A 16851-nucleotide genomic window follows, 5' to 3' on the forward strand; every position below is an offset into this window, starting at 1 on the left:
GCCGGCGGGCCGGTGACGTACCCGGCCGCGGGACGGCCCGCCGCCGCGGTGGCCCTCGCGATCCGGTGCGCCGCGCCGCTGGTCGCGCTGGCCGCCCTCGGCGCCACGCTCTGGCGGGGGGTCGAGGAGCCCGCGACCGCCCTCGCCTTCGGGGTGCTCATCGCCGGCGGCGAGCTGGCCCGGTGGGGCAGCGGCGGCGAGCGAGAGCCCGCGCCGCTGGGGGCCGCGGGCGCCCTCGCGTACGCGCTGCTCGGCGAGAGCGGCGGCCGGCCGACGCACCACGGCGTGCTCCAGGTCGTCGCCGTCGTCGTGGCGGCGATGCTCGTCGGGGCCGTGCCGCACGTCGCGCACGGCCGGGGGCCGTCGGCCGACGTCCTCACCCGCCGCGTCCTGACCGTCGCCTTCGCCGCCGTGTGCTTCCAACCCCTGTACAACTCCGGCGCCTTGGGGCGATGGGTGGGCTACGGCTCCTGGTACGCCGTCGCCCTCGTGGCGCTGCTCGCCCTGACCGCGCTGTGCGACGCCGTGCTCGCCGCCGCGCTGGCGCACGCCCGGACGCGGTGGCCGTTCGGGCCGCTGCTGCGGGAGGAGCTGCGGCGCGTGCCCGGCATCGGCTCGGCCGTCTGCGCGACCGGGGCCGTGATGGCGCTGGCGGTCGCCGTGGCGGGCCTGTGGGCGCTGCCCGTGGTCAGCGGCCCGCTGCTGCTCACCCAACTGGCCGTCCGCCGCTACGCCGCCGTGCGCGCCACCTACCGCCAGACCATCGCCTCCCTCGCCCGCGCCACCGAGATCGCCGGGTACACCCCGGCCGGGCACGCCCGCCGGGTCGCGGACCTCAGCCGGGCCGTGGGGCGTGAGCTGGGGCTCTCCGGGGCCGACCTGACCGTCCTCGAGCACGCGGCGCTGATGCACGACATCGGCCAGCTCTCCCTCGTCGACCCCGTGCCCGCGGGCGCCACCGCCTCGCTCCCCGAGGCCGAGCAGCGGCGCATCGCCCTGCTCGGCGGTGCCGTCGTCCGGCAGACCGGGGTCGCCGCCGGGGTCGCCGTCGTCGTGGAGCGCCAGGCCGACCCGTACCGTGAGCAGCCGCTCACCGCCCGTATCGTGCGTACCGTCAACGCGTACGACGAGATGGCCCGGGAACAAGGTCCCCAAGGCCCTCTGGCGGCCCTGGAGCGGCTGCGCCTCGCCACCGGCCGGGCGTACCAGCCGGAGGTCGTGGAGGCCCTGGCCCGGGTGCTCGCGGGAGCCGACGGGCCCGCCCCTCGGGGACGCCCGAAGGGCTGAAGGGACGACGACGGGGGCGACCCCCTACCCGATCGGGGGTCCGGTACCGTCCTCCGGTCGGGGAACCGGCAGGCCCGGGGCGTCCCGCGCGGGCTCGCGGCCGGGCCGTCTGACCCGGGGCCCCACGGGGTAACCCATGGGTAATGAGCGGCCGTCCGACCGTACGTGGTTGGATGCGAAGGAACCTGTAAAAAGGTGGGCCGCGCGGGAGCGCGGCGGCGGGTCACCCCCCCGACAGGCAGTGGGTACACCCCCCGACAAGAGCTGGCAGGCGGGAATCGTGAGGATCTTCGGCAAGGGACGGCACCGGCCCTCCGCCTCGTGGCGGCAGGCCACCGACAGAGCGTTCACGCTCATCGGCGACGGCCGCTACGAGGACGCGGGCGCGCTCCTGACGCGCGCCGCCGACCTCGAACCCTGGCTGTCCGAGTCCTGGTTCAACCTGGCGCTGCTGCACAAGTTCCGGCACGACTGGGAGCAGGCCCGGGCCGCCGGGCTGCGGGCCGTGGCGCTGCTGGACCGCTCGACGGGCGCCCCGGACTGGTGGAACGTGGGCATCGCGGCGACGGCCCTGCAGGACTGGCCGCTGGCGCGCCGGGCCTGGCAGGCGTACGGCCTGCGGGTGCCCGGCGGGGTCGCGGCGACCGGCGAGCCCACGGGCATGGACCTGGGCAGCGCGGCCGTGCGGCTGTCGCCGGAGGGCGAGGCGGAGGTCGTCTGGGGCCGCAGGCTGGACCCGGCCCGCATCGAGGTGCTGTCCATCCCGCTGCCCTCCTCCGGGCGGCGCTGGGGCGAGGTCGTGCTGCACGACGGCGTCCCGCACGGGGAGCGGACGACGGCCGCCGGGCACGCGTACCCCGTCTTCGACGAGATCGAGCTGTGGGCGCCCTCGCCCGTGCCGACCTGGGTCGTCCTCCTGGAGGCCGCGACCGAGGACGACCGGGACGCCCTGGAGAAGCTGGCCGCCGACGCGGGCTTCGCGGCCGAGGACTGGTCGTCGTCGGTGCGGCTGCTGTGCCGGATGTGCTCCGAGTCCCGGATGCCGAGCGACGAGGGCGACGGGGAGCACCTGGACCCGCACGACCACAGCGAGCCCGGGCACCCGGGGCCGCTCGGCCACCGCAGCCCCGGCGCCCTGTGGGTGCCCGAGCGCGAGTGCGGCATCGCGGCCCCGGCGGGCCTGGTCCGCGGCCTCCTCGACGGCTGGGTCGCGGACAGCCCGGACTCCCGGGACTGGCGTGACCTGGAGGAGGTCTGTTAGGCCTGACCCCGGGCCTCTGTGCGCGCTGCTCCGGTCGGGAGCGGGCCGTACCCTGTACGGGCAGCAGTGCACGTTCCCAGGAAGAAGGCATACGGCGGACATGGCGCAGGATACTGAGCAGGGTTACGCGGACGGGGTGCTCCCGGTCGACGACGAGGGGTTCGTCATCGACACCGAGGACTGCGAGGCGCGGGAGACGGCCTACCGCGAGCGCGGCACGTCCCGCCCCATCACGGTCGTCGGCAATCCGGTGCTGCACAAGGAGTGCAAGGACGTCACGGCCTTCGACGACGAGCTCGCGAAGCTGATCGACGACATGTTCGCGACCCAGCGCGTCGCCCAGGGCGTCGGCGTGGCCGCGAACCAGGTCGGCGTCGACCTCAAGGTGTTCGTGTACGACTGCCAGGACGACGACGGCGTGCGCCACGTGGGCGTCGTCTGCAACCCGGTCCTGCAGGAGCTGCCCGCCGAGCAGCGCCGCCTGGACGACTCCGGCGAGGGCTGCCTGTCGGTGCCGACGGCGTACGCGCCGCTGGCCCGGCCCGACTACGCGGTCGTCACCGGCCAGGACCAGAAGGGCAACCCCATCAAGGTGCGCGGCACGGGCTACTTCGCCCGCTGCCTCCAGCACGAGACGGACCACCTGTACGGCTACCTGTACATCGACCGCCTCTCCAAGCGGGAGCGCAAGGACGCGCTGCGGCAGATGGCGGAGGGGACGCCGCGCTACCCCGTGGTACCGAATGACTGACGTACGGCACGGCTGGGACGCGCGGTGAGCGCGTGACCGCAGCGGCCCCTGGTCGGGAACACCCGGTTGACCAGGGGCCGTTGCCGTGCCCGCTCAGAACCGGACAGGACTGGTCCACGATCAGCCGCGGCTGATCCGGATTCGGTCACGTAAGGGGATGTTCTCGGCATCGTGGGGTAGTGAATGGCGCAAATCTGTTCCCTCAACGGTCACTTGTAGTGCTGAATGGAAAGCGCGGGGATACGCAACGGCGCGCGCCCGGCACGGCAAGAGGGGCGTGTGTCCTCAGCGCGGTCGAGAGGGGTTTGTTCGTGCCTGCTTCCTCACACAGCACTTCCCAGTCGGACTGGACGACAGGCGCCTCGGTACGCGTTCCGGCATATGCGGCGGAACGAGTCCCGAGGCAACGGCGCAACCTGGCCGAGTCGCTCCAGTCCCCTGTCCGTCAGAGGGTATCGGTGCCCACCGCACTGGCCCTTCCGGTGGTGGAGACGGAGTTTCCCCGGTATCTGCACCCGTATTGGCCAAAGCTTCAGGAAACCTCCCGGGCGTGGCTCCTGGAAAAGCGCATCATGCCCCCCGACAAGGTCGCGGCATATGCCGACAGCCTTTGCTACACGGACCTGGTGGCGGGCTACTACATCGGGGCGCCGGAGAGCCTCCTGTCCGCCGTCGCCGATCTGAGCTCCTGGTTCTTCGGTTGGGACGACCGGCACGACCGGGACGCGGTGCACGGCAGGGCCGCGGGGTGGCGGCGGCTGTGCGCGGGGCTGCACGAGACGCTCCAGGACCCGTGGGCGCAGCGGCACCACAAGGACCCTCTGGTCGCGGGCTTCGCGGACTGCGTCCTGCGGCTGTACGCGCACCTGGGACCGCGGTGGAACGCGCGCTTCGCACGCCACTTCCACCCGGTGATCGACGCCTACGACCACGAGTTCGGCAACCGCCGCACCGGCACCGTGCCGAGCGTCGAGGCGTACGTCGAGCTGCGCCGCCTGACCTTCGCGCACTGGGTCTGGATCGACCTGCTCGAACCCACCGCCCGGTACGAACTCCCCGACGCGGTGCGGAAACACCCCGCCTATCGGGCGGCGGCACTCGCCACCCAGGATTTCTCCGCCTGGTACAACGACCTGTGCTCCCTGCCGAAGGAATTGGCTGGGGACGAGGTGCACAACCTCGGAATCTCGCTCATCCACCACGAGGGACTCTCCCTCCAGGAAGCCGTGCGGGAAGTCCACCGGCGCGTCAGCGAATGCGTCACCGATTTCCTCGCGGTGGAGCCGGACGTACTCGCGATCGCGGACGCACTGCTCGACGGAGGCGCCGAGGGGCGGAAAGCGGGCGCCGCCCTGCACTCCTGCGTCTTCAACATGCGGAACTGGTTCAGTTCCGTGTACTGGTTCCACCATGAATCCGGTAGATATCGCGTCGAGAACTGGGACGACCAGTCCCTGCCGCCGTATGTGTCCGACGCTCCGGGACCCGACATCCCGGAATGCGGGGAAAGCGTCCCGGAATCGGTGGGAGGCCAGGAATGACCGTCAATTCCGCGGCGTCCGCCGCCCCCGCCCCGGCCGGCCGGACGCGGCCGGATACCCCTCCCCTGGTCCCCGGCGGAGCACCGGTTCTCGGCCACGCCTGGAACCTGGTCCGCGACCCGCTGGGCTTCCTCGCCGCCCTGCGCGACCACGGGGACCTCGTCCGGATCAGGCTCGGGCCCCGGACCGCGTACGCGGTGTGCGCACCGCAGCTCGCCGGCGCCCTCCTGAAGAGCCCGGACTACGTCGTCGGCGGGCCGCTCTGGGACACCCTGGAGGTGCTGCTCGGCAAGGGCGTGGCGACCAGCAACGGCCCGCTGCACCGGCGCCAGCGGCGGATGATGCAGCCCGCGTTCCGGCCCGAGCGCATCGCCGACTACGCCCGCGTGATGGCCGAGGAGGCGCAGGCGACGGCGGGGCGCTGGCGGGACGGCCAGACGGTGGACGTGAGCGCGGAGATGTTCCGCACCGCCGTGCGCATCGTCTCCCGCTCCCTCCTGGAGGTGGACTCGATCGGGGAGAAGGCGGACCGCATCAGCGACTCGCTGCACACCGTCTTCGAGGGCCTGTACCGCCGCATGGTGCTCTCCGTCGGGCCGCTGTACCGGGTGCCGACGCCCGCCAACCGGCGCTTCGAGCGCGCGCTCGCGGACCTGCACGCGCTCGTCGACGAGATCGTCGCCGAACGCCGCAGGTGCGGCGACGGCACGGAAGAGGACTTGCTGGCCGTATTGCTCGGCGCGCGCGACGAATCGGGGCAGCCGCTGACGGACCAGGAGATCCACGACCACGTCGTCTCCCTCGTCGTGGCGGGTGCCGAGAATGTCGCCTCGACACTGGCATGGACCTTCCATCTGCTCACCGAACACCCCGAGCACGAAAGGCGGTTGGTTGAAGAGGTAAATCAGGTGACGCGGGGGCGGCCCGTCGCCTTCGCCGATCTCGCGGAGCTGCGGCACACCCGCAATGTCGTGACGGAGGCGATGCGTATCCGGCCGGCCGCCTGGATTTTCACCCGGCGGTCCGTGGTGGAGACCACTCTCGGCGGCTATCGCATTCCCGCCGACGCCGACATCGTGTACAGCGTGTACGCGATGCAGCGCGATCCGCGTTCCTTCGAGCGGCATCTCGAGTTCGACCCGGACCGGTGGAATCCGGAACGCGCCGCGGACGTACCGGAGTTCGCCATGATGCCGTTCAGCGTCGGCAACCGTAAGTGCCCGGGCGATCATTTCAGCCTGGCGGAACTCACCCTCATCCTGGCGACGGTCGCCCCGAAGTGGCGGCTGTCCCCGGTGGAGCGGACCGACACGCGCACCAAGGTCGGCATCACGCTGCACCCGCGCAGGCTGGTCCTGCGGGCCGACCGGCGCTGAGCCGGGACGGGCCCGGCGTCAGGCGGCGTCGCCGACGCCGGGCCCGCGGAACGTACGCCGGTACGCGTGCGGCGTGGTCCCCAGGGCGCGGACGAACTGGTGGCGCAGCGCGGCCGCGGTGCCGAACCCCGACCGCCAGGCCACCGAGTCCACCGTCTCGTCCGTGGCCTCCAGCAGCTCCTGCGCCCGCAGCAGCCGCTGGCGCAGCAGCCAGCGGTAGGGCGTGGTGCCGGTCTCCTGCTGGAAGCGGCGGGCGAAGGTGCGCGGCGACATGTGGGCGCGGGCGGCGAGCTGGTCCACGGTCAGCTCCTGCTCCAGGTGGCGCTCCATCCAGGCCAGGACCTCACCGACGGTGTCGCAGCGGCTGCGCGGCAGCGGGCGCTCGATGTACTGGGCCTGGCCGCCGTCGCGGTGCGGCGGTACGACCATGCGGCGCGCCAGGGCGTTGGCGATCTCCGGGCCGTGCTCCTCGCGCACGAGGTGGAGGCAGGCGTCGATGCCGGCGGCCGTGCCCGCCGAGGTGATCACCGGGCCCTCGTCGACGTACAGCACGTCCGGCTCGACGACGGCCCGCGGGTGGCGCCGGGCCAGGGCCTCCACGTGCTTCCAGTGCACGGCGCAGCGGCGCCCGTCGAGCAGCCCGGCGGCGCCGAGCACGAAGACGCCCGAGCAGACGCTGAGCACCCGGGCGCCGCGGTCCACCGCGCGCCGCAGCGCGTCGAGCAGCGCGGGCGGGTACTCCCGGTCGACGTAGCTCTGACCCGCCGGGACGGCGACGAGGTCGGCATCGTCGAGCCGGTCGAGGCCGTGCGGCGTGGTGACGGTGAACCCGGCGTGGGTGGTGAGCGTGGGCCCCTCGGCCGAGACGGCGGCGAAGTCGTACACGGGCAGGCCCTCGTCGCTCCGGTCGAGGCCGAAGACCTCGCAGACCACGCCGAGTTCGAAGGGGTGGACGCCGTCGAGCAGGACGGCGGCGACGTTGCGCAGCATGCGGTCAGTGTGCCGCGCGGCTGGCAGGAAATCGAGGGGTCGCGTCAGTTCTGCCACTCACACCGGAGGACGGCCCGCGCGAGAGTGGATGTCATGAACACACATGACGCACTCGACACGCTGGCCGTCCTCGGGGTCTTCCTCCTCATGGCCCTGCCGTCCCTGCTCGGCCACGCCCACGACCGCCGGATCGACCGGCAGCTGCGGGAGGCCGAACGGGGAGCCGGGCCGGGGGATCAGAACTCGTCGTCGAAGGAGACCGAGCCCTCCACGGCGACCTGGTACGCGGACGGCCGCCGCTCGAAGAAGTTGGTCAGCTCCTGCACGCCCTGAAGCTCCATGAACGAGAAGGGGTTCTCGGAGCCGTACACCGGCGCGAAGCCGAGCCGCGACAGGCGCTGGTCGGCGACGCACTCCAGGTACTGGCGCATCGACTCGGTGTTCATGCCGGGCAGGCCGTCGCCGCACAGGTCGCGGGCGAACTGCAGCTCCGCCTCGACCGCCTCCATCAGCATGTCGGTGACCTGCTGCTGGAGCTCGCCGTCGAACAGGTCCGGCTCCTCCTTGCGGACGGTGTCGACCACGTCGAAGGCGAAGCTCATGTGCATGGTCTCGTCACGGAACACCCAGTTGGTGCCGGTGGCGAGGCCGTGCAGCAGGCCGCGGCTGCGGAACCAGTACACGTACGCGAAGGCGCCGTAGAAGAACAGGCCCTCGATGCACGCCGCGAAGCAGATCAGGTTCAGCAGGAAGCGGCGCCGGTCGGCCCGGGACTCCAGGCGGTCCAGCTTCTCCACCGAGTCCATCCACCGGAAGCAGAACTCGGCCTTCTCCCGGATGGAGGGGATGTTCTCCACGGCCGCGAAGGCGGCGGCGCGGTCCTCCGGGTCGGGCAGGTAGGTGTCGAGCAGCGTCAGGTAGAACTGGACGTGCACGGCCTCCTCGAAGAGCTGCCGGCTCAGGTAGAGCCGCGCCTCGGGGGAGTTGATGTGCTTGTAGAGGGTCAGCACCAGGTTGTTCGCCACGATCGAGTCGCCGGTCGCGAAGAACGCGACCAGGCGGCCGATCAGGTGCTGCTCCTCGGGCGTCAGCTTGGCCAGGTCGGCCACGTCCGAGTGGAGGTCGACCTCCTCGACGGTCCAGGTGTTCTTGATGGCGTCGCGGTAGCGCTCGTAGAAGTCCGGGTAGCGCATCGGGCGGAGCGTCAGCTCGAAGCCGGGGTCGAGCAGGTTCTTCGCACCGCCGGCGCCGGTGGTGTGCTGGGCGGACTGGGACGTCACTGGCAGGCCTCGCAGGACTCGGGGTTTTCCAGGGAGCAGGCGACCGCCTCGGGGTCGGTGGCCTGCGGGGGGACGGGGGCGGCCGCGGCGGCGGTGGAGCCGGCGGCGCGGGCGATGCGCGTCGCGGGGCGCGAGCGCAGGTAGTACGTGGTCTTCAGGCCCTGCTGCCAGGCGTAGGCGTACATCGAGGAGAGCTTGCCGATGGTCGGCGTCTCCAGGAACAGGTTCAGGGACTGCGCCTGGTCGAGGTACGGGGTGCGGGCGGCGGCCATGTCGATGAGGCCGCGCTGCGGGATCTCCCAGGCCGTGCGGTACAGCTTCCGCACGTCCTCGGGCACCCAGGTGAAGCCCTGCACCGAGCCGTTGGACTCGCGCAGCGCCTCGCGGGTCTGGGCGTCCCACACGCCGAGCTTCTTGAGGTCCTGCACCAGGTAGGAGTTGACCTGGAGGAACTCGCCGGACAGCGTCTCGCGCTTGAAGAGGTTGGAGACCTGCGGCTCGATGCACTCGTAGACGCCCGCGATGGACGCGATGGTGGCGGTCGGCGCGATCGCGAGGAGCAGCGAGTTGCGCATGCCGACCTCGGCGATGCGCGCCCGCAGCGCCTCCCAGCGCTCCGGCCAGGCCCGCTGCGTCGCGTAGTGGTCGGGGTGCAGGACGCCGCGCGCGGTGCGGGTCTTCTCCCAGGCGGGCAGCGGGCCGTGGCGCTCGGCGAGGTCCGCCGACGCCTCGTACGCGGCGAGCATGATCCGCTCGGCGATCCGCGTGGACAGCGCCTTGGCCTCGGGGGAGTCGAAGGGCAGGCGCAACTGGAAGAAGACGTCCTGCAGGCCCATGGCGCCGAGGCCCACCGGGCGCCACTTGCTGTTGGAGCGCTCGGCCTGCTCGGTCGGGTAGAAGTTGATGTCGACGACGCGGTCGAGGAACGTCACCGCCGTGCGGACGGTGGCGTCCAGGCGCTCCCAGTCGACGTCGCCGGCCGCGGTGTCGACGAACGCGCCGAGGTTCACCGAGCCGAGGTTGCAGACGGCCGTCTCGCCGTCGTCCGTGACCTCCAGGATCTCCGTGCACAGGTTGGAGGAGTGCACGGTGTGGCCGGGCTCGGCGGTCTGGTTGGCGGTGCGGTTGGCGGTGTCCTTGAAGGTCATCCAGCCGTTGCCGGTCTGCGCCAGGGTGCGCATCATGCGCCCGTACAGGTCACGGGCGGGCATGGTCTTGCGCGCGAGCCCCTTGGCCTCGGCCGCGCGGTACGCCGCGTCGAACTCCTCGCCCCACAGGTCCACGAGCTCGGGCACGTCGGCGGGGGAGAACAGCGACCAGTCCTGGTCGGCGGCCACGCGGCGCATGAACTCGTCGGGGATCCAGTGCGCCAGGTTCAGGTTGTGGGTGCGCCGGGCGTCCTCGCCGGTGTTGTCCCGCAGCTCCAGGAACTCCTCGATGTCGGAGTGCCAGGTCTCCAGGTAGACGGCGGCGGCGCCCTTGCGGCGGCCGCCCTGGTTCACCGCGGCGACGGAGGCGTCGAGGGTCTTCAGGAACGGCACGATGCCGTTGGAGTGGCCGTTGGTGCCGCGGATCAGCGACCCGCGCGAGCGGATGCGGGAGTACGAAAGGCCGATGCCGCCGGCGTGCTTGGAGAGCCGCGCGACCTGGTGGTAGCGGTCGTAGATCGAGTCCAGCTCGTCGAGCGGCGAGTCGAGCAGGTAGCAGCTCGACATCTGCGGGTGGCGGGTGCCGGAGTTGAACAGCGTCGGCGACGACGGCAGGTAGTCGAGCCGGCTCATCAGGCCGTACAGCGCGGCGACCTCGTCCAGCGCGCGCTCGCTGCCGTCCTCGGCGAGGCCGGCGGCCACGCGCAGCATGAAGTGCTGCGGCGTCTCGATGACCTTGCGGGTGATCGGGTGGCGCAGCAGGTAGCGGCTGTAAAGGGTGCGCAGGCCGAAGTAGCCGAAGCGGCGGTCGGCGCCGTCGGCGAGCGCGGCCTCCACGAGCGCGTCGAGCCGGGCGGCGTGCTGCTCCGTGAACGCGGCGGTGCGGTCGGCGATCAGGCCCTCGCGGTGGCCGACCGCGACCGACGCGGAGTACGACGTGGCGCCCTGGGAGGCGGCCTCCTCGCGGATGCCGATGGCCAGGAGCCGGGCGGCGAGCTGGGAGTAGGCGGGGTCCTCGGAGATGAGCCCCGCGGCCGCCTCGGTGGCCAGCTCCCGCAGCTCCGCCTCGTCGGCCTTCGCCGAACGGCCGCGCAGCGCGGCCGCGGCGACGCGGCCGGGGTCGGCGTCGGGGAGGTCGGCGGTGAGGTCGGTCAGGGTGCGCAGCAGGGCGGTGCCGGGGCCGTCGGACGGCGCGGACTGCTCGGCGGGCTGCTGACCGGCTTCGGCCTGCGCTGACGCTGGCTCGGCGGGCGCGATGGTCACGTGGTGCTCTCCCTCGCTCGGCTCGGGGCCTTGCGGCGGGCGAGGGCACGCGGACGCGACCGCGCGCAGCGGTGACGTACGCCGTGTCCACCAGCCCATTCCACGAGGCCCGGACGTCGGGCGCCCGGGCCGGGCGGCACGGGCGCGCTGTCGGCAGGTCCTCGGACTGCGGGTACGCAAATGCGCACACGTACACCGTTGCGGGACAGTTCCGGACTTGCACCGGATTCCCCTGCGGCGACAGCGAGCACGAGCATACATCTAGTGCCGGGCGCCGGTGGCACCCCTAGATGTTGTGTCGGAGGGTGACGCAGACCTCACGAAAAGCCGCCGCGCGGGCGGCCCTTGGTACCGCCGCGGGGGCCGCCCTCGGGCCGTTCCTGGGCCGCTGCCGGGCCGCCCCTGGGCCGCCGCCGGGCCGCTGCCGGGCCGCTGTCGCGGCCACTGTCGGAGCTTCAACCCGCGGGGGAGGCGGGGCATTCCACGGCGCCGAGAAGACGCGAGGATGTGCGCATGACACGCCACACCCACACCCACAGTCACAGCCGCGGCCACCGGCACCGCTACAGCCGCCGCCACCGCCTCCTGCTCCCGTCCCTGCTGCTGCTCGCGCCCCTCGCCCTGACCGGCTGCGGCGCGGAGAAGTCCGGGGAGGGCAGCGGCGGCGCGGGCGGCGCGCCGCCGCCCGGCCGCGCCGAGCTGGAAGCGCGCGCCCGGGCCGTGCAGACCCGCGTCGAGCACGTGTACGTGACGGAGGTCGAGGGGTACCGGGCGGCACAGCAGTCCGCGGGCGTGCTCAACGAGGACGGCTTCCAGGTCACGTACGTCCAGCGGGACGGTGGGAGGCTGATCACGCTGCACGTCGACCGGGGCACGCTCGACGAGGGCACCTGCCGCACCGTGCACCCTCCCGCCGAGAGCTGCGCGAAGGACGGCACGGCCTGGTACCGCGTCACCGGCTCCCGGCACGAGTACGCCCGTACGGAGAACGGCCTGCGCATCCAGGTCGCCGCCGACCGCGCCGCCGTGAGCCGTGCCGTGCTGCGGGCCGCCGCCGAGGGCGCCCACCGCGCCGACGACCGGGAACTGGACGCGGTCCTGCCGGAGCCCGCCGACCCCGGCGGGCGGCCGTCGGACGGCGGCAGGACCGGCACCCCCGTGGAGCGCGGCGACCTGCCGTCGCACGGGGACGGGGCGCCGCAGGACCCGCCGGGGGCGGGCGGGTAGCCGGGGCGGAGGGCCGCCCCCAGGAGCCGGCCGGAGGGAGCCGGCCAAAGAGGGTCGACCAGAGGGCGGGGCGCCGGGAGACCAGCGCCCCGCCCACGGGTTTCGGCGCCCCGCCCTGGGGCTCAGCGGCCCGCCCCGGGGCTCAGTGCCCCGCCCCCACCTTGGGCAGCTCGACGGAGACGCCCTTGTCGCCCGCGTCCGCCGTGTAGTCGCCCGGGGAGGTCTCGTCGACGCCCTCGGGAGCCTTGAGCGCCTTCAGGACGAAGGTGAGGACCACCGTCACCACCACGTTCAGCACGAACGCCGTGAGGCCGATGTAGCCGATCTCGCCGATGCCCGGGATCTCGTCGGAGGACCCGCCGAAGTGCTTCTGCGTCGGCGAGGCGACGCCGTACGCCGCGATCGTCCCGTACGCCATGCCGACCGCCCACCCGGCGAGCAGCGCCCACCGGTGGAACCACCGTGTGAACAGGCCGCCGACCAGCGCGGGCATGGTCTGCAGGATCCAGATGCCGCCCAGGAGCTGGAAGTTGATGGCCACCGTCTTGTCCATGCCGAGGACGAAGACGAGCGCGCCGACCTTCACCAGGAGCGAGACCAGCTTGGAGACCTTGGTCTCCTGCTCGGGCGTCGCGTCGGGCCTGAGGAAGTCCTTGTAGATGTTGCGCGTGAAGAGGTTCGCGGCCGCGATGGACATGATGGCGGCGGGCACCAGCGCCCCGATGCCGATGGCCGCGAAGGCGACCCCGGTGAACCAGTCGGGGAACATGTCCTCGAAGAGCTGCGGGATCGCGAGCTGCCCGTTCTCCACCTTCACCCCGGCCGCGATCGCCATGAACCCGAGCAGCGCGAGAAGGCCCAGCATCAGCGAGTACAGCGGCAGGATGGTGGTGTTGCGGCGGATCACGTCGCGGCTGCGCGAGGACAGCGTCGCGGTGATCGAGTGCGGGTACATGAACAGCGCGAGCGCCGAGCCGAGCGCCAGCGTGGCGTACGTCCAGGTCCCCGCGTCGCCGGGCACCAGCGCGCCGACGGGCTTGCCGGTGGCCTCGTTCGTGGCGGAGAACTTCTCGTTCGCCGCGTGGAAGATGTCGTCGAAGCCGCCCAGCTTGATCGGGATGTAGATGATGGCGACCACGATCACGATGTAGATCAGCGTGTCCTTCACGAACGCGATCAGCGCCGGGGCCCGGAGCCCCGAGGAGTACGTGTACGCGGCCAGCACGCCGAAGGCGATCAGCAGCGGCAGGTCCTTGACGAACCAGTTGGTGTCCTCGCCGCCGCCGACGCCCATCACGTCCAGGACGGCCTGGATGCCGACCAGTTGCAGCGCGATGTACGGCATCGTGGCGAGGATGCCGGTCACGGCCACCGCGAGGGAGAGCCCCTTGGAGCCGAACCGCCCGCGCACGAAGTCGGACGTGGTCACGTACCCGTGCTTGTGGGAGACCGACCACAGGCGCGGCAGGAAGGTGAAGATCAGCGGGTAGACGAGGATCGTGTACGGCACCGCGAAGAAGCCGGAGGCGCCGGCCGCGTAGATCGCCGCGGGCACGGCCACGAAGGTGTACGCGGTGTAGAGGTCGCCGCCGAGCAGGAACCACGTCACCCAGGTGCCGAACGACCGCCCGCCGAGGCCCCATTCGTCGAGGCTGTGCTCGTTCTCGGCCTTGCGCCAGCGGGCGGCGAGGAAGCCCATGACGGTGACCGCGAGGAAGAAGAAGACGAAGACGCCGAGCGCGACGCCGTTCACACCGCCGTTCACGACCGCGCACCCCCCTCGGCGCGGGCGGCCCTGCGGGCCCGCTGCTCACGCTGCCACAGCGTGTACGCGATCATCGTGAGCGCGGTCGATATCAGCACCCACAGCATCTGGTACCAGTAGAAGAAGGGGATGCCGATGAAGGCCGGGTCGGCCTTCGCATAGGAGCTCACCCAGAGCATGGCCACGAACGGCGCCACGAGGCAGAGGGCGACGACCACGCGGACCGGTGTCACCACCGGCTGTCTCACTTCCGGCCCAACCGGCACTTCAGGCGCGTCTGGCATACCGCGGCTCCGTTCGCTCACTCGTCCCGTGGTCAACGTGCGGGAAATCTAAGCGACGGTCTCGGTCTGCGGAACCCCTGTCCGTATAACGGACGGGCCACGAAGAAGCAGCTCAGCGGCGGCCGGGGGGCGGCATGGCACCGCTCCGGCCGGGCCGCGGCAGCGGTCCGGTGGTGGTTCGGTGCCGGCTCAGCAGCAGCGGAACCCCTGCCGCGGGTCGCTGTCCTGACGGTCCGTCCGCATCCGCTCGAAGGCGCGCCGGGACGGCACGGCCGCCGCCGGGTGCTCCTTGCGCACGTGCGCCACGTACCGGTCGTAGGCGGACTCGTCCGTCAACTCCCGTACGAACCACCGCAGTCCGCGCAGGGCCCGGCGCAGCCGCCCCCCGGTCATGACGCGTCCGCCGGGTGCCGCTCGCGCTGCGCCGCCAGCTCCGCCTTCTCCTCCGGTGTGGCGAAGAGACCGGCGGGCGCCGCCGTCTTCGACTCCACGAACGGCGCCTCGCTCAGGCGCGAGGACAGCGGGTCGCGGACGTGGCGGACGCAGACGCGCGCGGCGTCGGCGAGCACGACCACGACGAGGAGTGCGAGGAGGGCGGACAGGACGCCGTCCACCGTGGAGTTGGTGACGACGGTGTGCATGTCGTCCATCGACTTGGCGGGCGGAAGGACCTTGCCGTCGTCGATGGCGTCCTGGTAGATCGAGCGCTGCTTGAAGAAGCCCACGCGCGGGTCGCTGGAGAACACCTTCTGCCAGCTCGCGGTGAGCGTCACCGTGGCGTCCCAGACGAGCGGGACCCCGGTGATCCAGGCCCACCTGAGGCGACCGGACTTCACCAGGAGCGTGGTGCACACGGCCAGCGCGACGGCGGCCAGGAGCTGGTTGGCGATGCCGAAGATCGGGAAGAGCTGGTTGATGCCGCCGAGCGGCTCGTGCACGCCGACCCAGAGGAAGTAGCCCCACAGGCCGGTCACGGCGGCGCTGGTCAGGATCAGGCCGGGCTTCCAGCTCACGTTCCTGAACGGCTTGTGGACGTTGCCGAGCATGTCCTGGAGCATGAACCGGCCCACGCGCGTGCCCGCGTCGAGCGCGGTGAGGATGAACAGCGCCTCGAACATGATCGCGAAGTGGTACCAGAACGCGCGCATCGAGTCCCCGGTGACCTTGGAGAAGATCTCCGAGACGCCGATCGCGAGCGTGGGCGCGCCGCCGGTGCGGGAGAGCAGCGAACTCTCCTCGACGTTCTCGGCGGCCTGCGCCAGGTCCTCGGGCGAGATGGTGTACCCGAGGTTCGCGACGGCCCGCGAGGCCTCCTGGACGGTGTCGCCGACGACGCCCGCGGGCGCGTTCATCGCGAAGTACAGACCCGGGTCGATGATGCTCGCCGCCACCATGGCCATGATCGCCACGGACGACTCCATCAGCATGGAGCCGTAGCCGATCATCCGGACCTGCGTCTCCTTCTGGATCATCTTCGGCGTCGTACCGGAGGAGATCAGGGAGTGGAACCCGGACAGGGCGCCGCACGCGATCGTGATGAACACGAACGGGAACAGCGAACCCGCGAAGACCGGGCCGTCGCCGCGCGAGGCGAAGTCCGTCACCGCGTCCATCCTCAGCGTCGGCAGGGTGACGACCACGCCGAGCGCGAGCAGCACGATCGTGCCGATCTTCATGAACGTGGACAGGTAGTCGCGCGGCGCGAGCAGCATCCACACCGGCAGGATCGAGGCGACGAACCCGTACGCCACCAGCCAGATGACGAGGGTGGAGGGCGCCAGCGTGAACGCCTCGGCCCAGGAGGACTCCGCCACCCAGCGGCCGCCGACGAGGGCGAGAAGGAGCAGCGCGATGCCGATCAGCGAGACCTCGCTGACCCGGCCGGGGCGCAGGACACGCAGGTAGAACCCCATGAACAGGGCGATGGGGATCGTCATCGCGATCGAGAAGGTGCCCCAGGGGGACTCGGCGAGCGCGTTCACGACGACCAGGGCGAGCACCGCGAGCAGGATGATCATGATGGCGAAGGTGGCGAGCAGCGCCGCCGTCCCGCCGAACGGGCCGATCTCGTCCCGCGCCATCTGCCCGAGCGACTTGCCGTCCCGGCGGGTGGAGAAGAACAGGACCACCATGTCCTGCACGGCCCCCGCGAAGATCACCCCCGCGATGATCCAGATCGTGCCCGGCAGGTACCCCATCTGGGCGGCGAGCACGGGCCCGACCAGCGGCCCGGCGCCCGCGATCGCCGCGAAGTGGTGGCCGAGCAGGACCCGCCGGTCGGTCGGGTGGTAGTCGATGCCGTTGTCGAGCCGCTCGGCCGGCGTGGCCCGGCGTTTGTCGACGCGCAGCACCTTGTACGCGATGAACTTCGCGTAGAAGCGGTAGGCGATGGCGTACGAGCCGAGGGCGGCGGCCACCATCCAGGCGGCGGACACCTCCTCGTCCCGGGAGAGCGCGAGCACGGTCCACCCCGCGGCGCCGATCAGCGCGACGAGCGTCCACAGGGCGATGGTCTTCGGATTCGCTGCGCGCACGGACCGTCCTCCCGTTGTCTGCGGTGACGGGAGGACGGTAGGCCAGGGTAAGTGATCTGCGCTACGGGTCGGACGCCGCGAACCGCGCGGCACAGGGGGGGCGCGGGCGCGGGCGGGGCCGCGCGGCGGGCGGTCGACGAGGGG

At 72.1% G+C, this 16851-nt stretch carries 14 protein-coding genes and 1 riboswitch; of the genes, 7 read left to right on the forward strand and 7 right to left on the reverse strand.

Translation table 11 applies throughout. The annotated features are described in order from the left end of the window. The first annotated feature begins 48 nt into the window (after positions 1-48). The 5 genes from QK440_RS02655 to QK440_RS02675 all read left to right on the forward strand — a co-directional run bounded on the left by QK440_RS02655 (position 49) and on the right by QK440_RS02675 (position 6216). Complete coding sequence (locus QK440_RS02655; RefSeq protein WP_282791402.1) at positions 49-1287, forward strand: HD domain-containing protein; 1239 nt, start codon at positions 49-51, stop codon at positions 1285-1287. A gap of 280 nt (positions 1288-1567) precedes the next feature. After that, positions 1568-2548, forward strand: coding sequence for a hypothetical protein (locus QK440_RS02660; RefSeq protein ID WP_282791278.1), 981 nt, complete (start codon positions 1568-1570; stop codon positions 2546-2548). A 100-nt stretch (positions 2549-2648) separates the two neighbouring features. Further along, positions 2649-3299: a peptide deformylase gene (gene def / locus QK440_RS02665; protein WP_282791279.1), complete on the forward strand. Its 651-nt coding sequence runs from the start codon at positions 2649-2651 to the stop codon at positions 3297-3299. A 572-nt stretch (positions 3300-3871) separates the two neighbouring features. Then, the gene (locus tag QK440_RS02670; RefSeq protein WP_282791280.1) at positions 3872-4840 is read left to right on the forward strand and encodes a multidrug MFS transporter; all 969 of its coding nucleotides are present in this window, start codon (positions 3872-3874) and stop codon (positions 4838-4840) included. Continuing rightward, the gene (locus QK440_RS02675) at positions 4837-6216 is read left to right on the forward strand and encodes a cytochrome P450 (RefSeq protein ID WP_282791281.1); all 1380 of its coding nucleotides are present in this window, start codon (positions 4837-4839) and stop codon (positions 6214-6216) included. The genes QK440_RS02670 and QK440_RS02675 overlap by 4 nt, the downstream gene beginning before the upstream one ends. Positions 6217-6234: 18 nt before the next feature. Here the strand turns inward: QK440_RS02675 and QK440_RS02680 are convergent, their stop codons facing one another. Further along, positions 6235-7206 carry a helix-turn-helix domain-containing protein gene (locus tag QK440_RS02680; RefSeq protein WP_282791282.1) on the reverse strand — a complete coding sequence of 324 codons (972 nt, stop codon included), beginning with the start codon at positions 7204-7206 and terminating at the stop codon, positions 6235-6237. A gap of 93 nt (positions 7207-7299) precedes the next feature. On the opposite strand from QK440_RS02680, the gene QK440_RS02685 reads away from it, so the two are divergent. Then, on the forward strand, positions 7300-7539 hold the full coding sequence (locus QK440_RS02685; protein WP_282791283.1) for a hypothetical protein: 240 nt from the start codon (positions 7300-7302) through the stop codon (positions 7537-7539). On the opposite strand, the gene QK440_RS02690 is transcribed toward QK440_RS02685, so the two are convergent. Further along, positions 7443-8399, reverse strand: coding sequence for a ribonucleotide-diphosphate reductase subunit beta (locus tag QK440_RS02690; protein ID WP_282791403.1), 957 nt, complete (start codon positions 8397-8399; stop codon positions 7443-7445). The two genes, QK440_RS02685 and QK440_RS02690, sit on opposite strands and share 97 nt — an antisense overlap. Positions 8400-8482: 83 nt before the next feature. Beyond that, complete coding sequence (locus QK440_RS02695) at positions 8483-10897, reverse strand: ribonucleoside-diphosphate reductase subunit alpha (protein WP_282791284.1); 2415 nt, start codon at positions 10895-10897, stop codon at positions 8483-8485. A gap of 134 nt (positions 10898-11031) precedes the next feature. Then, positions 11032-11171, reverse strand: a riboswitch (cobalamin riboswitch). A gap of 239 nt (positions 11172-11410) precedes the next feature. On the opposite strand from QK440_RS02695, the gene QK440_RS02700 reads away from it, so the two are divergent. After that, positions 11411-12124 (forward strand): hypothetical protein, encoded by a 714-nt coding sequence (locus QK440_RS02700; RefSeq protein ID WP_282791285.1) that lies wholly within the window; start codon positions 11411-11413, stop codon positions 12122-12124. A gap of 142 nt (positions 12125-12266) precedes the next feature. Here QK440_RS02700 and QK440_RS02705 read toward each other — a convergent pair whose 3' ends face one another. The 4 genes from QK440_RS02705 to QK440_RS02720 all read right to left on the reverse strand — a co-directional run bounded on the left by QK440_RS02705 (position 12267) and on the right by QK440_RS02720 (position 16707). Further along, positions 12267-13889 (reverse strand): sodium:solute symporter family protein, encoded by a 1623-nt coding sequence (locus tag QK440_RS02705; protein WP_282791286.1) that lies wholly within the window; start codon positions 13887-13889, stop codon positions 12267-12269. Continuing rightward, the gene (locus tag QK440_RS02710) at positions 13886-14173 is read right to left on the reverse strand and encodes a DUF3311 domain-containing protein (RefSeq protein ID WP_282791287.1); all 288 of its coding nucleotides are present in this window, start codon (positions 14171-14173) and stop codon (positions 13886-13888) included. The genes QK440_RS02705 and QK440_RS02710 overlap by 4 nt, the downstream gene beginning before the upstream one ends. A gap of 189 nt (positions 14174-14362) precedes the next feature. Beyond that, positions 14363-14566 carry a YbdD/YjiX family protein gene (locus QK440_RS02715; protein ID WP_282791288.1) on the reverse strand — a complete coding sequence of 68 codons (204 nt, stop codon included), beginning with the start codon at positions 14564-14566 and terminating at the stop codon, positions 14363-14365. Then, positions 14563-16707 carry a carbon starvation CstA family protein gene (locus tag QK440_RS02720; RefSeq protein WP_282791289.1) on the reverse strand — a complete coding sequence of 715 codons (2145 nt, stop codon included), beginning with the start codon at positions 16705-16707 and terminating at the stop codon, positions 14563-14565. Before QK440_RS02720 ends, QK440_RS02715 begins: the two co-directional genes overlap by 4 nt. Between the last annotated feature and the right edge of the window lie 144 nt (positions 16708-16851).

The organism is Streptomyces sp. CC224B (assembly GCF_030010595.1).
Lineage (GTDB): Bacteria > Actinomycetota > Actinomycetes > Streptomycetales > Streptomycetaceae > Streptomyces > Streptomyces longispororuber.